General features: G+C 44.5%; 7 protein-coding genes. 3 read left to right on the top strand and 4 right to left on the bottom strand.

The window, feature by feature from the left end; translation table 11 throughout:
• Position 1: 1 nt before the first annotated feature.
• From BFP75_RS03580 to nagB, 3 genes are read right to left on the bottom strand one after another with little or no spacing between them, the layout of a single operon-like run.
• Entirely contained in the window at positions 2 to 1,267 is a 1,266-nt protein-coding gene (locus BFP75_RS03580; protein ID WP_099543305.1) for an MFS transporter, read from the bottom strand.
• A complete protein-coding gene (locus BFP75_RS03575) occupies positions 1,251 to 2,783 on the bottom strand; it encodes a glycoside hydrolase family 10 protein (RefSeq protein ID WP_099543303.1) in 1,533 nt (510 codons plus the stop codon). Before BFP75_RS03575 ends, BFP75_RS03580 begins: the two co-directional genes overlap by 17 nt.
• A 55-nt stretch (positions 2,784 to 2,838) precedes the next feature.
• Positions 2,839 to 4,764 (bottom strand): glucosamine-6-phosphate deaminase, encoded by a 1,926-nt coding sequence (gene nagB, locus BFP75_RS03570; protein ID WP_099543302.1) that lies wholly within the window; start codon positions 4,762 to 4,764, stop codon positions 2,839 to 2,841.
• Between the two features lie 195 nt (positions 4,765 to 4,959).
• Between nagB and BFP75_RS03565 the strand changes: the two genes are divergently transcribed.
• Both BFP75_RS03565 and murQ read left to right on the top strand, forming a co-directional pair.
• Positions 4,960 to 5,709 (top strand): DeoR/GlpR family DNA-binding transcription regulator, encoded by a 750-nt coding sequence (locus BFP75_RS03565; protein ID WP_099543300.1) that lies wholly within the window; start codon positions 4,960 to 4,962, stop codon positions 5,707 to 5,709.
• Between the two features lie 6 nt (positions 5,710 to 5,715).
• Complete coding sequence (gene murQ / locus BFP75_RS03560) at positions 5,716 to 6,525, top strand: N-acetylmuramic acid 6-phosphate etherase (RefSeq protein ID WP_099543298.1); 810 nt, start codon at positions 5,716 to 5,718, stop codon at positions 6,523 to 6,525.
• Positions 6,526 to 6,649: 124 nt separating this feature from the next.
• Here murQ and BFP75_RS03555 read toward each other — a convergent pair whose 3' ends face one another.
• Positions 6,650 to 7,771, bottom strand: a complete 1,122-nt coding sequence (locus tag BFP75_RS03555) for a PQQ-dependent sugar dehydrogenase (RefSeq protein ID WP_099543296.1) — start codon at positions 7,769 to 7,771, stop codon at positions 6,650 to 6,652.
• A gap of 137 nt (positions 7,772 to 7,908) precedes the next feature.
• Between BFP75_RS03555 and BFP75_RS03550 the strand changes: the two genes are divergently transcribed.
• Positions 7,909 to 16,506, top strand: a complete 8,598-nt coding sequence (locus BFP75_RS03550) for a T9SS type B sorting domain-containing protein (RefSeq protein ID WP_099543294.1) — start codon at positions 7,909 to 7,911, stop codon at positions 16,504 to 16,506.
• Positions 16,507 to 16,606 lie beyond the last annotated feature (100 nt).

The raw sequence follows: 16,606 nt of genomic DNA, 5'->3' as shown, positions 1-16,606 counted from the left end.
GTTAGTTATCGGTTTTCTTACCAAATTCTGGCGGGTAAGTAATGTATTTTAATAAAATCAGGGAAGGCAATGCGGCGATTACGACCCAAATAAAAAATCCGTCATAGCCCAACCATTGCTGCACATAACCACTAATCATTCCCGGAAGCATCATACCCAAGGCCATAAAACCTGTAGCAATGGCATAGTGGCTGGTTTTGGATTTACCTTCTGCAATATAGATGAGATACATTAGGAAAGCAGCAAAACCAAATCCGTACCCAAACTTTTCGAACATAACAGTAGCGGTGACAGGAACCACATGTGTTGTTTTCGTAATCGCCAACATGGCATAGAATATATTGGGGAGATTTAAAGAAAGAACCATAGGGAACATCCATTTTTTGAGTCCGTCCCTGGATATCAAGATACCCCCTAAAATGCCCCCAATGGAAAGCATGATGACACCTGCCGTACCAAAAATGGTTCCAATAAGCTCTGTAGAATAGCCAAGGCCGCCTTTTTCAGGACTATCGAGCATGAACGGGGCCGCCATCTTTACCAATTGGGATTCCCCTAGCCTGTATGTTAGGATAAAGGCCAAAGCAATACCTATATTTTTCTTCTGAAAAAAGGTGCTGAATACTTCCAAAAAGCTTTTCGGTTTTTCGGCTACATAGGCCGTTACCGATTCATATTTTGGGGTAACAAAAAAATTAGAGAGGGTCAATAGCAGCATTAGGACGGCCGCCGCAATCATTGTGATGCTCCATGCTTTTGAGTTGTCTCCATATTTGTTTTCTAGAAATCCGGCTAAAATGACTATCAATCCTTCTCCTGTAACCATGGCCAAACGGTAAAAGGTGCTTCGCATGCCTACGAAAAAGGATTGCTTTTTTTCGGTTAGTCCGAGCATATAATACCCGTCTGAAGCGATGTCATTGGTCGCCGATGCAAATGCAGCCATCCAAAAACAGGCGAGGGTCGTTATGAAAAACATGTTGGTGGGTATGCTCAATCCTACCCCCAACAAGGCAATGGCGATGAGCAGTTGCATCGCCAAAAACCACTTTCGTTTGGTACTTTTAAGATCTACCAAAGGACTCCAAAGCGGTTTCAACACCCAGGGGAGGTATAACCAACTGGTATACAGCCCAATGTCTGAATTGCTTACGCCCAATTGTTTGTACATGATTACCGAAACCGTCACCACCAAAACATAGGGCAGACCTTGCGTGAAATATAAAATGGGGACCCATCCCCATGCGCCCTTATCTTTTTCTGCCATACCCCGGTATTTGATTTAAATGTATGATTGTTGGTTGAGATTCACGTCCATATCGGTCCAAAAAAGTGATGGCAAAATCATTTCTTTTTAGAACCGATTTTGGTATTTGAACTTGGTTTGATCCGGTAGGAACAAAAATCTTGTCCAAAAGTTTTTTACTTTTTAATTCCGAGGTATTTTTTTTCCCCGATTTATACACGATTACATATTGAGTTGCATTTTTAGGGTCCAATGTCAGTGTCACAAAATCTGGTGATTGTACTTTTCCGGTAATGTTGACGTTTTCTAAACGCTCCTCGTAGCCATTCTTCACTTCGGGCGTTAAGGCCGGCCATTTGTAATACTTTCTTCCCAGATAGGAAACCACATCCTGATTTTTATCCATCAGGGATTTTGCACTGAATAAAATGTTCCCTGATATCTCTGGGGTCTGCCGTGCCAACTTGAATTGATTAGGCAATTCTTTCTTATTCTTCCATGCCTGATCGCTATTGTTTCGGATTTTGTACGCCCCATTCCCAATATATACATAACTGTTTTCACTATTTTTTGCCCACCAATCCACAAGGGTTTTATGGGAGGCAACAGGAAGGTCCAAACTCCAATAAATTTGAGGGGCTATGTAATCAAGCCACCCCTTTTCCATCCAAAGTAAGGGGTCTGCAAATAGGTTTTCATAAGTTGTTTGACCCGCCTGGGTTTCGGATCCCCGTGGGTCCGTAGACTTGTTCTTCCATACGCCAAACGGACTCACCCCAAAAGATACCCACGGTTTGATATACTTAATTGTTGCATAGCTTTTTCTAATGAGGCTGTCCACGTTGCTGCGCCGCCAGTCGGCCAAAGACTGCTGCGGTTGGGAACAGTTGTAAAAGGTGATACTGTCATTAAACACTTCGTCCTTAATGGTGTAGGGATAGAAATAGTCATCAAAATGAATCCCGTCAATATCATATGCGAGGGTCAGTTCCTTTATAATTGAAGTCAGTTTTTCTTGTACCTCCGGCAATCCGGGATTATAATAATATTTGGTTCCGTATTTGACCATCCAATCCGAGTTCGTGTTAAAATCATGGTCCGGACTTAGAATATCGGTATTTAAATCAAATGTAGCCCTATAGGGATTTAGCCAAGCGTGAAACTCCAAACCACGTTTATGGGCCTGATCGATCATCCATGCCAAAGGGTCTTCCTTCCATTTGGTGTTTTCACCTTCCTTTCCGGTAAGAAATCGGGACCATGGGGCGTAATCCGAATGATAAAAAGCGTCACCTGCCGCACGAACTTGTACAATGACGGCATTGTAATGTAAGCTTTTATAAAAATCCAAAATTCTAAGGTAGTCTTCCTTCTGTTTTTCAACGGAATCCATTCCGTTTTTTGGCCAATCGATATTAACCACCGTGGCAATCCAAACTCCACGAAATTCATTTTTTGGCTGTGGGATATTGGAGGTAAAGACACCGCAGGAACTGGCAAGTATAACAAGAAAAATTACAAACAAGTTTTTGGGCATGGGAAAAATTAAAAAAGGGCCTATTTAATCGAAAATAGGCCCTTTTTTAAGAGTATTAAAATTTATGTCTCACAAAAGCTTCCATGGCGGCATACGAGGACATGCCCAGGTCCTTGTATTTGTTGGCCGTGTCCCTGTTACGTTCCTCGGCACGCATCCAGAATTCCCGCGAGTCGTCTCCCTGGAACATGACGCCGTCCTTTTGGGACTGATGGCAGAAAATGGCATTTCGTTTTTTCAGGACTTGCCCCGGACTCATGGGAACGCACATTTCTATCTCATTGATATCCCATTCGTGCCAAGCACCCCTGTACAGCCATAACCAACAATCTTTAATGAATGGTTCCGGTTTTAGTCGTTTAAGGGCTTCCAAAACGGCATCCAAACAGACTTTATGGGTACCATGCGGATCTGCTAGGTCACCGGCTGCATATATTTGGTGCGGTTTTATCTGTTTAATTATATCTACCATAAGTGCGATATCTTCCTCGGACAGGTTGTTCTTTTTTATGGTTCCCGTCTCGTAGAAAGGTAAATCCAGGAAGTGGACATGGGCATCCTTTAGCCCCATATATCGTGTGGCCGCATAGGATTCTGATCGTCTAATGTCTCCTTTTAACCTTCGCAATTCAGGGGAATCTATCTGGCTATCCTGTTTGTTGTTTATCGAGTTGATGATTTTTTGAACCTTTTCTGATGGATTCAAATTCATCGCGATTTCAGCAAATTTTCTGGCATCGGTGTCCGAAACTGCTATGTTTCCAGATGTTTGATAGATCACATGTACCTCATGACCCTGCTCCACCAATCTGTCAAACGTTCCTCCCATGGAAATGACATCGTCATCAGGGTGGGGACTAAAAATGATTACCCGTTTTTTGGCAGGTTCTGCCCTTTCAGGTCTATGGGTATCGTCCGCATTTGGTTTTCCACCTGGCCATCCGGTGATAGTATGCTGCAGCTTATTGAAGATTTGAATATTTAGATCGTAGGAGTCCTCCTTGGAGAGCAGGTCGGCCATCCCGTTATCGTTATAATCCTTATCGGTAAGGCTCAAAACGGTCTTGCCCGTTTCTTCGCAGAGCCATATAATCGCCTTGGCCTTGAGCTCTTCCGTCCACTCACAGGCATCCACCAACCAAGGAGTTTTGTTTTTGGTCAATTCCGATGCCGCACCGGTATCCAAGATAAAGGTGCAATTGGAATGGTTTTGTAGATAGGTTGCAGGTACCTGGGAGGAAATCTCACCCTCAATGGTTTTTTTGATGATTTCAGCCTTATTTTCTCCCCAGCCCAATAATATAATTCTCTTGGCCTTTCTAACCGTGGAAATACCCATGGTTATCGCTTTTCTGGGAACGTTGGCGATACCTAGGAAGGATGGCGCTGCGTCCACCCGGGTTATGTGGTCCAAGGTGATGACCCTAGTGCCCGAATTGTAGTGGGAACCGGGCTCGTTGAAACCAATATGTCCCGTTCTACCAATACCCAATAATTGAAAATCAAGGCCACCGTATTCCTTGATTTTTCTTTCGTACCCAAGACAGTAGGCCGTGGTATCCTCCGTAGCAACCGTACCGTCAGGAATGTGCACGTTTTCAGGGTCAATGTCTATATGGTTGAAAAGGTGCTCATGCATAAAATAGTGATAGCTCTGAATATTGCTTTTTTCCATGGGCAGATATTCATCAAGATTGAAGGTCACTACATTTTGAAAGCTAAGGCCTTCTTCCTTGTGCATTCTTACAAGCTCTTCATAAACCCGGATAGGGGAGGAACCTGTAGCGAGTCCCAGAACACATGTTCTGTTCTGATTTTGTTTTTTGCGGATGAGCTCGGCAATCTCTTCCGCTACACGAATGGACGCTTCATTGGAATCCGAGAAAATTACATTGTGGATTTTTTCAAATCGGGTTTCCTCAAACTGTCCGATGGGTTGGTGGTTGATGTCCCGCTTTTTTTTGACCATGGTGGTTTTCATATAATGTTGAAGTTTGACATTTTAATTCGTGCAAATATAGGCAATAATTTTATAATTTGCTGTTTTTTGCAATTTATAAATGCTGTTTTTTGCAATAATTAACCTAAATTTAATGTTTTAAGTTCTATTACTGAATAAAACGGCATGTGTAAATTTTAGTTATCTTTGCGCTGTTTTCTATTTATACGAATACCTATGCTGAAGGAAGAACGACAACAGATTCTCTTGAACGAAGTAGAATTGCACAACCGGATTCTATTGACGGATATCGCCGAAAGCCTGGATGTTTCCATTGATACTATCCGCAGGGATGTGAAGGAATTGGATGCGGAGAACAAACTTAAAAAGGTTCATGGGGGGGCTATTTCATTGGGTTTTACCAATAGTAACAGTCGGAATACGAACATTTATGCCCTGGACCAAAAAGTAACCATTGCCCAAAAAGCGGTTACCCTGCTCAAGGACGGGGCCGTCATTTTTATAGATGGGGGCACCACCTGTTTGGAACTGGTGCGCTTGATTCCCGATAATCTAAGTTTGACCTGTTTCACCATCAGTTTGCCCGTGGCCATGGAGCTTTCCAACAAACCAAACGTTACGGTAATCTCCGTTGGTGGACAAATTTCCAAGGAAGCACAGATATCCATTGGGGCAAACGCCATCCATAATCTTTCTGAAATAAAAGTGGACTATAGCTTTATAGGTACGGGCTATGTGGATGCCGTGTACGGACTGACCGAGTTCGATTGGGACATAGTCCAAGTAAAAAAGGCGGTTATAAAGGCGGCGAAAAAAACCGTTTTACTATCCATTTCGGAAAAGCTAAATTCGCAGCATAGATACAAAACCTGCGATATCAATACCATCAACACCATGATAACGGAATTGGACCCATCCGATAGGATGTTGGAGGTCTTTAGAAATCACGATATACGCATATTATAATAACTAATGGAATACAAAAAAATTACGGAGACGCCCTCCAATCACGATAACCTGGAGCAGTTGGATACGGTTTCCATTCTCAAAAAAATGAACGAAGAGGATAGGAAAATAGCCGATGCCGTTGCCTTGGAAATTCCCCAAATCACCAAGTTGGTAGACGCCCTGGTGGAGCGCTTTCATTTTGGGGGACGTTTGTTTTATATTGGCGCAGGAACCAGTGGGCGATTAGGAATTCTGGATGCCTCTGAAATCCCTCCTACTTTTGGAATGCCCCACGAACGCGTCGTTGGTCTAATTGCTGGAGGTGATAAGGCCATTAGAAAAGCGGTTGAAAATGCCGAAGATGATAAGCAACAAGCTTGGTTGGACCTAAAGGAACATGCAATTAATGAAATGGATGTTGTGGTAGGCATCGCTGCTTCGGGCACAACACCCTACGTTATAGGTGGTCTTGAATCGGCACAAAAAAATAATATTCTTACAGCTTGTATCACTAACAATCCTGGTTCCCCCATTACAAAGGCCACGGATATACCCATTGCAGTAAACGTCGGACCGGAATTTGTTACCGGAAGTACCCGTATGAAAAGTGGCACCTCACAAAAGTTGGTCCTGAATATGATTTCTACGGCCCTGATGATAAAAATCGGTAGGGTGAAAGGCAATAAAATGGTCAACATGCAACTATCCAACCATAAATTGGTGGATCGTGGAACGCGGTATGTTGCGGAGGGATTGGGTATAAGCTACGACCAGGCCGAGGCTTTGTTAAAAAAACACGGATCCGTAAAAAAGGCCTTGGAGGCAGGGAAATGAATCAAGTAACCTTATTATTGGAAGGACTCCGGAGTAAGGAAGAAACGCTAGCACGATAAAATTCCAAGCGCCAAATTCCAAATGTCAAAATCCGTGATAATAAAGCGTTTGCCCCTATATGTTCCTATTTTTTGGGGTTTAGCTTATAGATCCCTTTTCCTTCAACTCCTACGTATATTAGTCCGTCCGGTCCTTCTTCAATGGAACGTACGCGGCCTACGCCGTCCATTAATTTCTCCCTTCCGGTTACATTGTTTTCATTTAGTTCCAATCGCTCCAAATATTGGAATGCCAAGGATCCCACCAAAACACTGCCTTTCCATCCTTTATACTTGTCCGTCGTTATGAATACCATTCCGCTCGGTGCAATGGAAGGCACCCAATAATGGATGGGCTGTTCCATGCCGTCCATTTTGGTATTGTCGGTAATAGGTGTTCCGCTATAGTTGATACCATAGGTAACGACCGGCCACCCATAGTTGGCCCCCTTTTTAACAATGTTGATTTCATCACCTCCCCGTGGGCCATGCTCATTGTCCCATATCTCACCTGTACTGGGATGTACGGCCAGTCCTTGCGGATTTCTATGACCGTAACTATATATGGCGGTCTTTGCACCGTTTTTTCCCACAAAAGGATTGTCCTTGGGTACGCTGCCGTCATCGTTCAGCCTATAAATTTTTCCTCCATCCCTAGTAATATCCTGGGGGTTTATGTCCCTTTCACCTCGTTCCCCTATGGAAAAAAATAGGTATCCGTTTTTGTCAAATACGATACGTGAACCAAAATGTTGTCCTTTGGTAGTATTGGGAACTGCCTTGTACAATACTTCATTTTGAACCAATTTATTGCCGTCCAATTTGGCTCTCATGATGGCCGTATTGCCCCCTTTACTGTCCCCATCAGGTGAGGCATAGGACAAATATATCCAACCGTTTTTTTCATAATCGGGGTGCAGTTCAATGTCCAATAAACCACCTTGACCACGTTGGTAAATTTTAGGTGCATTAGCAATTTTTGTTTTTTTACCGTTAAAAAAATGGACTAAATCACCGTTTTTTTCGGTAATCAGCATACTGCCATCTGGAAGGAAGGTGAAGCCCCATGGAATCTGTAGGTCATCGACGAACAGCTCGGCATCAAAAGGAACCTGATCCGGTGTAGAGACCTTATTTTCAGGGTTTTGTGCGCAAGAAAAATTTAGCAGTACAACGAAAAAACAAAAGAATAATACACTTTTTTTCATGTTGGAACGTTAGAAGAATATTAATGAGTGAAGATATATTTTTTTAAGTAAAACAGAGAATATAAGCAAAAATAATTACACCAGGGAACGATATTGAACCCCAAACAATATCCTTCTTACCAAACACTACTTAACCTATGCACCCATCACAACAGCGTAAATCGCTGTATGTACTTCTGCTGATTCTCTTTTCAGTGGTTGGCTCTACGGCACTTGCGGATTCTAGCATCACAAAAATATTTAGTGAGGTAACCCTTGCAGTGGAAAGGGTGGTCGAAAAAACGGTTTTGAGGAAGAAGGTAGCAACTTCATCAGAAGCCGGGAATTCAACATACACAAATTTCAATTCGAATACTTCTACGGCTATGGCCCCAATGTTCACAACCATTATCCAAGGTGCGGATGAAGAGGTGGGTTGTAGTACCAATGGTTTTACGGTTGCCCGATTTAACTTATGCGGGAACAGCGATGACAGGATTATCAGTTTGTCCGGTGGATCAAATTCATCAGTTTCATGGCAAATTTTGGGAGGGTCATGTTCACCCGATATCAACGAGGATTGTCCCAATACAGGGTCTTGTTATACTCAAGTAGGTACAGGTCAAACCTTCAGTTTGGATGCAAGTACGGTCCCCGCAACAGTAGGTGCCGAGTACAGGGTAGTTGCAGACGGACAGATATTTTATTTCAAGGTAAAAAAGAGTACTATCAACCAAACCTTCGTTAAGGAGGATTATATCTGCGATGTTCCTGGCCGTATTCAAATAACAAATTTGTCCAGTGCCTACGAATTCAGTATCGATAGTGGTAGCGGCTTCGGTCCATGGCAAGGTGCCATCTTCTCCAACTTAACCCCTGGTACCTATATCGTAAAGGCAAGGTTGAGGAATATCCCAAATACCTGTGAGTATCCTTACGAGCCTATTGAAATATTGGAAAGAACCTTGGATTTGTCCGTGAACTTCACGGATATCAGTTGTCCCGGGGAAACAGGCACTATAACCGTAACACCCACCCCAGGACTTGGCCCCTATAAATATACCCTGTTGAACAGTATGGGCGTAGCCCAGGAATTTACGGCCTTTATTCCGGATGAAACCTACACCTTTTCCGCAGTAGGTTCAGGTACCTACATCGCGCAGGTGGAGACCCAGCAATGTACCGGAGACCCTTTGAACGGAATCAATCCGCCTAGAATTGCGGTGGATACCGTTGGAAACCCCATTACCATTGGTTCTGGAATAAGCCCATTAGATGCGTCTACCGAGGTAAATTCCAGTTTTGGATGTGCCACTATTTCCAGTGTGGATATCACTGTAAATACATCGGGTGGTTCAGCTCCCTACACGTTTACGGTCAACGGTGGACCGGTTCAACCTTCCTATGGAAATGCTTCTACGGACACGGGGACTACAATCTACACAGTTAACTCCCCGGGAACCTATGACTTTGTAATAACGGATAGTAACGGCTGTATTATCACGGCCTCTTCCAACGTGGAAGATTTACTTCCGCCAGATGTAACAGCATCTGGAATTGATGGTACATGTAGCAATGGTGGTGCCCGAATTAGCTTCACCGTAAACGATGCCAGGGGATATAACCTTTCCTATCGGGTGAATTCTGGAGATCCTTGGGTTACAGCTCCGCAGATTTCGGTACCCGCGGGAACTTATAACAATATTGAAGTCCGTTATCAGCAAGGGGGGTTTGAATGTACCATTACACTGCCACCCGTTTCAGTAAGCACGGTAGGAAACATCAATGGTTCAGCCACCAAAACTTCAGATGTAACCTGCGATGGTAGCGGAGGAACCAATGGGGGTCAAATCGATTTTGTAGGGCCTTTTACGGGAGGTTCTGGAAGCGGATATGAATTCAGTATTGATGGTGTCAATTTTACTACAATTACATCGTACACGAACTTGTCGGCGGGAACGTATACCCCGATTATCAGGGATGGCGGTGGGTGCCGATTGGAACTTACCCCAATTGACATCTTGGATGTAGATCCACCAACGAATATAGATTTCGCCCAAAGCAATATTAGCTGCGCGGCCGGTACGTCAGACGTTACCCTGACACCGACATCCAACGCACCAATTGTAAATTATTCCATCATTAGCCCCGTTCCCTTTAACAATGGGGGTAGCGCTACGTTTATTGGATTGAGCACTTCAACATCCTATATTTTTCAAATTACCGATGCCAATAACTGCACCTATACCGAAGGTTTTAGTCCGGCCGTAATCAGTTCCATACGGGCCCGCGTCAAATCCGGTGGGGATTTAAGGGTCTGTAACGGTGCCAACGACGGTACGGGAACTTTTATTATCGACGGTTTTGCGAACAACTACACCTATAATATCAACGGAGGTCCCGAAAGTGCCCCGCAAATCAATGCCGAGGTAGACTTGCCGTTATCCGGAATAGGAACCTATACCATTACAGTTACCGATGCTGATACCGGCTGTACGGATACCGCTTCATTTGATATTGTGGACGCACCTGCATTGGACATTAGCGGTAGTACCGTGACCCCTATGAGCTGCGCTAATGGAAACGTTGGAAGTGTACGGGCCAATTTTACTGGCGGATGGGGCGGAAACAGATATACGCTGACGCCACCTTCGGGTCCTGCGATCGGACCTAGATCGGGGAGGACGTTTAGTAACCTTACAATACCCGGTACCTACACATTGACCGCCGAAGATGCGGAAGGTTGTACCGATACCTTTACCTTCGACCTTACGCCTATAGATGCGCCTACGCTAAGCTTGGACAACGCGGCCTCGGATTTTTGTTATGTTCCGGGAACCGGAGCAACGGCCGTGGTAACGTCAACAGCAGGTACAGCTGCGTTGGGAACCCATGAATTCCGAATCAATGGAGGGGCCTTACAAGCTACGGGAACTTTTAATGGATTGACTCCCGGTAACTATACTATTGAGGTTGTGGATGGAAACAACTGTAGCGATTCCATAGTCATTACCATAGCTCAGCAACTCAGGGTAAATACCGCGGTCGTAACGGAAATACCCTGCGGTGGTGCACCCGGTCAGATACGTGTTGATGTTACAGGAGGATATGCTTCGGGAACAGGTCTGTATGAGGTGAGCTCCGATAACGGTGCAACGTTTAGTGCGCCTGCACCCTATACCTCCAGTACCTTCCTTTATGACACTGCCGTTGATGGCACCTATATATTTAGAATAACCGATAATAATACTACCAATGCAGGCTGCGAGGCCACTTCGGCACCGCTTATATTAAATCCGCCAGCGAATATCGCTGCTGCTTCTGTCATTACAAGACCTGTTAGTTGTGGTTCACCAAATAATGGGGTGGTAACCATCATCCCAGACGCTACAAGCGGAGTACCTCCCTACGAAGTGAACTTCAACGGAACGGGATGGAGCTCCCAAACAGTTTATTCAGATTTACCGGCAGGTACGTATCCTTTCTTGGTAAGGGATGCCAGAGGTTGTGAAACGGCTCCGGCAAATGCCATAATCGGTACCGATACAACCTTGCCACCCGATGCTGCGGTTACTCAAAACCCTGCAATTTGCGATGGTAGTGGTGTCGTGAGCGGAGGAATTACCATCAATGGAGTTACGGATGGAACGGCAAATTTTGATTTTAGGATTGAGGACAATACGGGTATGGAAATTACACGTTTGGAAAATCAATCGGCCTTTCCAATAACCATTAATGATATAAATCTTATTCCCGGAAATTACACGGTAATTACATTGGATGCCAATGGATGTACGGACATTGACACAGTCACGATTACCGCCAATGAGGTTGTCATTACACCCATTTTACCACCATTACCACCAACCTGTGACGATAGTGGATTTACCTATGCGGTAAGCGTTAGCGGAGGTTCCGGTTCCTATGAAATAAAATTGGCACAACAGCCTTCGTTTTATCCCTTGAACAATACACCAGGTGTTAACGATCATACCTTTAGCAATGCCACGGATGGTATTCAATACGGTATCGCCTATACGGTACAGGTAAGGGATGTGGTGACAGGATGTTTGTACGAACAGGAAATTCCGCCTATTGATGCGCCTTCCACTTTGGAAATAACGGCATCCTCCACGCCCGGGGCATGTGACCTGAATAGAAACGGGGAGATTGCGTATCAGGTAATTGGATATACCATTGGGGATGTTCTTAGAATAGAATTGTTGAACAACGATACAAACGTTACAACGGTAATTGTACCTTCCTTTAGTACAACAGCTTTGCCCTATAACAACACCTATCCGGAGTTGCCCGGGGATTACCAGATTATCGTGGTGAATGAAACGGATACCTGTAGGGATGCTGCGAGTGTTATTATAGATCAGAACCTACCTGCCATTGATGTTATTTCAGATGTTCCGGCGAATTGTAATGCCTTCGGACAGATAACGGTGCAGGGTCGCGGTGGCTCAGGAGGTCCGTATGAGTATGCTTTTGTGCCAGATGGTTCCCCGGAACCCGCCTATCCGGCAGATTATGTGAGTACAACGACTTTTGTGGGCCCTGCAGGGGACTACGATATTTATGTACGCGATAGTGGTGGTTGTATCTCTTTCGATATCGCCACGGTCATTCAACTGGACCCAGACCTTCCAATACCAACGTTTACGGTCGTGAACCAGTGTAATCCTAGTTCAACCTCCTTTGATATTACCGTATCAATGCCCAATTCGGTCAACACGCCTCGTTTTACATTGGCAGGTGATGAGCAAATTCCAACCGATAATGGAACCAATTGGGTGTATACCTTTACGGTAGCAAGTCCGGGGGATTATGTAGTGGACGTAGTGGACGCAAACGGATGTACCAGTCAGGGTACCGCCACCGTCTATAACTTTCTTTCGGCTACGGGAACTTTTTCTACGGATTCAACTTGTAATGATGCCGATGGCGAGATTACCATAGCAACCTTTGGCGGAAGCGGTGATTTTGGATACATCCTTTCGGGAACCGATTATACCGGTGCTTCGGTGGGACCTATTACCCAAGAGGATGACCCCCTTTTCACCGGATTGACTCCTGGTACCTATGATGTTTTGGTGGTGGACCGAATTATGTTCGACGGGACAAATTTCTGCGAGTATAATGTGGCGGGAATCAATCTGAATCAGGCTGCGCAACCTGTTATTACTTCGGAATTGGCTACGGATATTACCTGTCGCGACAACAACGACGGAACCATTGAAGTGGTCGTGGGACCTGCAAATGCATTGGTACCATTTACATCGGAAGATATGCCAATTACCTATATTCTGAACAGCCTAACCACATCTTCTGAGCATGACCGAAACAATACGGGAATATTCTCGAATTTACCTCAAGGGGATTATCAGGTTCAGGTGGTGACTCAACGGGGTTGTGAAGTACTTTCAGGCGTACATACGATTACAAATCCAGCCGACTTTAGCATTACCGCTTCGGCACCAGATTTTGCGTGTGAGCCCGGTGCAAATCGATACAGTTCAACTACAATTACCGTGAATGTAGTAGATCCTGGAACTGTTGGTTCTGGATATCAGTATAGTATCACTGGATTTTCAAACTATCAATCCGGTAATACCTTTGAAATTGTGGATAATGGTTCCCCGCAGGATATAACCGTGTATGCCATTGATGGTAACGGATGTCAGACTACCTTTGACCTGCCTACAATCAATCCACCAACCGATGTTGTACCAACATTGAGCGTAGTGAGTGCATTGGATTGTGCCAACGATGAACGCGTACAGATTGATGTGTTAGGCACTACTAATTTTACTATTGTTACCAATTCGGTCGTACCTGTTGCGAATGTGAATGTTAGCGGGGCGAGTTTTGGGTTTGTGGACTTACCGGCATCGGGCGATTATTTGTTCGAGATTATTGACAATGTAGGAGGATGCACCTATCCACTTCCAATTCATACGGTCAACGATCCGCAACTGCCAACGGCGTTTATTACCGAAGCAAAACCAGTGAGCTGTTTCGGAACCAATGATGGAGAACTTTTCATATCGGTATCCGATTATGTGGGAGCCTACAACTATACGGTCTATATGGCCGACGATACAACTAAAAGTACGCCTATAGCTACAGGAAGTTTTGATACCACAAATTTCCCCGATGTGAATGGGGAGGAGGCCAGGATAACCGGTTTGCCAGGAGGTAATCTAATTGTTGAGGTGGTGTCTACAGATGTGCCATTTTGTAGCAATGATAGTAATGTGGCCAATATTCGTACCCCTAACGGACCTTTGCAGGTAACCGCCAATTCTGTGGGTAATGTGGGCTGCGGCAATGACAGTGGTGAAATTCAGGCTACCGGAACAGGTGGTTGGGACGGTACGCCGTATGAATACCGATTATTGTTTAGTACCGATGGTGGAACCAGCTATACCACGGAAATAGCTGCCTTTTCGAACAACAATACGTTTACTGGTCTAGAATTTGGTTTTTATCGTGTTGAGGTTCGGGATACGGAGCTTTGTACGAACACCTTTGATATTGAACTAGCCGAAGTACCGCAGATAGATGCCGGTATAAGACAGCCACAAGGTCTGGATTGTCCAAATGGAAACAACGCCGTATTGGAGGCTTTTGACCCCACAACGGGAGATGCAATGACGGCGACTGCAGGTGCCACGGGAGGGTTTCCGGGAGCTGGATATAATTATAGATTATTGTATTTGAATGGTAACGATAATACGGATATCGCTTCTGCGAGCGGATTGCAGAATACCCCTACCTTTATTGGTGCTAGCGGTGGTTTTATAAGTGCAGGTTGGTATGCCATAGAGGTTTCTTCAAGTTTTGGATGTTTGTATGTGACCGATCCTTATTTTGTAGATCCACCCCCACCAGTAGCGCCTTTATTGGTACAAACCCGTGTGCCCGGTTGTGGTGGAGATGGTGAAATGCGCTTGTCCATCCAGAATCCGGACCCCTCGTTCACCTATGAATATGCACCCGTTGAAAATGGTTTGGTGGTAGGTCCTTATCAGACGATGATAGGAACTTCTGTCCTGGTATCCGGCGTACAAGGGATTACCTATCAATTCGATGTAAGAAAGACTAGTGCGGCAAGCACGTGCTTGGCAGTAAGGTCCAATGGTATTACTATGACGGATGCCACAGGAATTACTCTATTACCTAATCTTCCAGATGATATTTCATGTGCTTCGGAATTGGATGGCAGAATTGAGTCCTTCGTAAATGGGGGAGTAGGTGACGATACCTTTTACCTATACATTGGCGATCCTGTGGATGCCTTTAATCCGGCAGCATCGGCCACCTTGTTTAGGGGACCCCAGGACAATGGTACTTTTGAGGGCTTGCCAGAGGGCACGGATTATTATATTGCCGTGACCAGTGGAGCTACTTGTATGGACATTGCAGGTCCTTTTGAAATTGTTAGGCCAGATCCCATTGTTTTTTATGCAACTCCAACAATGGTAAGTTGTAACGGGGAACAGGACGGTACCATCACTGTTGAGGTACTTTCAGGGGGTATAGGCTTGATTCAATTTGCCATAGGTCCCAACTTTAATGAGTTCTTTAGCGATCCTGCAACGCCTGGTGTATATACTTTTGAGTATTTGGCGCAAGGTACCTATGAAATTTTGATCCAGGACGAAAATGGATGTTTTGAACGTGATTTCATCACTGTGGACGAACCAGAAGTTTTACAGGCCATCAATATTCAGACCACACCTGAGCTTTGTATCGGGGCCAATGATGGTACCATGACTTTTGAAATTACAGGAGGAACGCCTATCAACGACCCCATGGTAAGCGCAACCCCTTATTATGAATATAAGGTGGAGATGATAGACCCCATCGATGAATCAGGTACGGGAACCTTTGCCCCTTATGTACCAGGACAGCTTATCGAAAATTTACAGGGTGGAGCCTCTTATGCCATTCACATTAGGGATACCAATCAATGTACGGGTCTGGAGCTGTTTAGCATTGGAATCGGAGTTGATTTAACGGCAGAGCCAAGGGTTGTTTACGGATGTGAAGGCATTTTTCCGAATAGTACGATTACAATCGACATGCTTGGCAATGTAAATATGAACGATTTGATGTTCGCCTTGGATCCTATAGATCCCACCGATGCCATATCGGCAAACGCGGGCATGGAGTTCCAATGGGGAGACCTTACTCCAGGTGACCATATTGTTTATATTTACCATCAGAACGGATGTACAAATTTTGTGGAGTTTTCCGTTGAGGGTTATGACCCATTGACCTTATCGGCAGAAAAAACGGGTCCCAATGAATTGGTGGCCATGGCGCAAGGAGGTTTTGGTAGTTACGAATACTTCTTTAATGGTGCTTCCTATGGCAGTGAAACAACATATACTACGAATCGCAGTGGTATGGTTAATATTCGGGTAGTGGATGCCAATGGTTGTGTAGCCGAAGTAGACCTACCTTTTGAATTTACCGGAATGTTGGAGATTCCTAACTTCTTTACCCCGGATGGAGATGCCCAAAATGATCTTTGGCAAATACGCAATACGGAATTTTTTGATGAGTTGGAGGTGAAAATCTACGATCGTTACGGTAGGGTTGTGGCCATATTGGACAAAGTAACTGGATGGGACGGAACCTATGAGGGCAAGGAAGTTCCAACGGGCGACTATTGGTATGTTGTCAATGAACTGGGAGAACGAAAATCCCGATACGTAGGTCATTTTACCTTATACAGATAAATTTTAATAAGGGAAGCTGGATTAGCTTCCCTTTTTGTTTCATGCGTTTAAATTTAGGTTAATATCTTGATTTTTAAACATTTACTTATATAAAGATATT

This window comes from Maribacter sp. 4G9, from assembly GCF_002742265.1.
GTDB lineage: Bacteria > Bacteroidota > Bacteroidia > Flavobacteriales > Flavobacteriaceae > Maribacter.
This window is presented reverse-complemented; position numbering and strand designations above follow the sequence as displayed.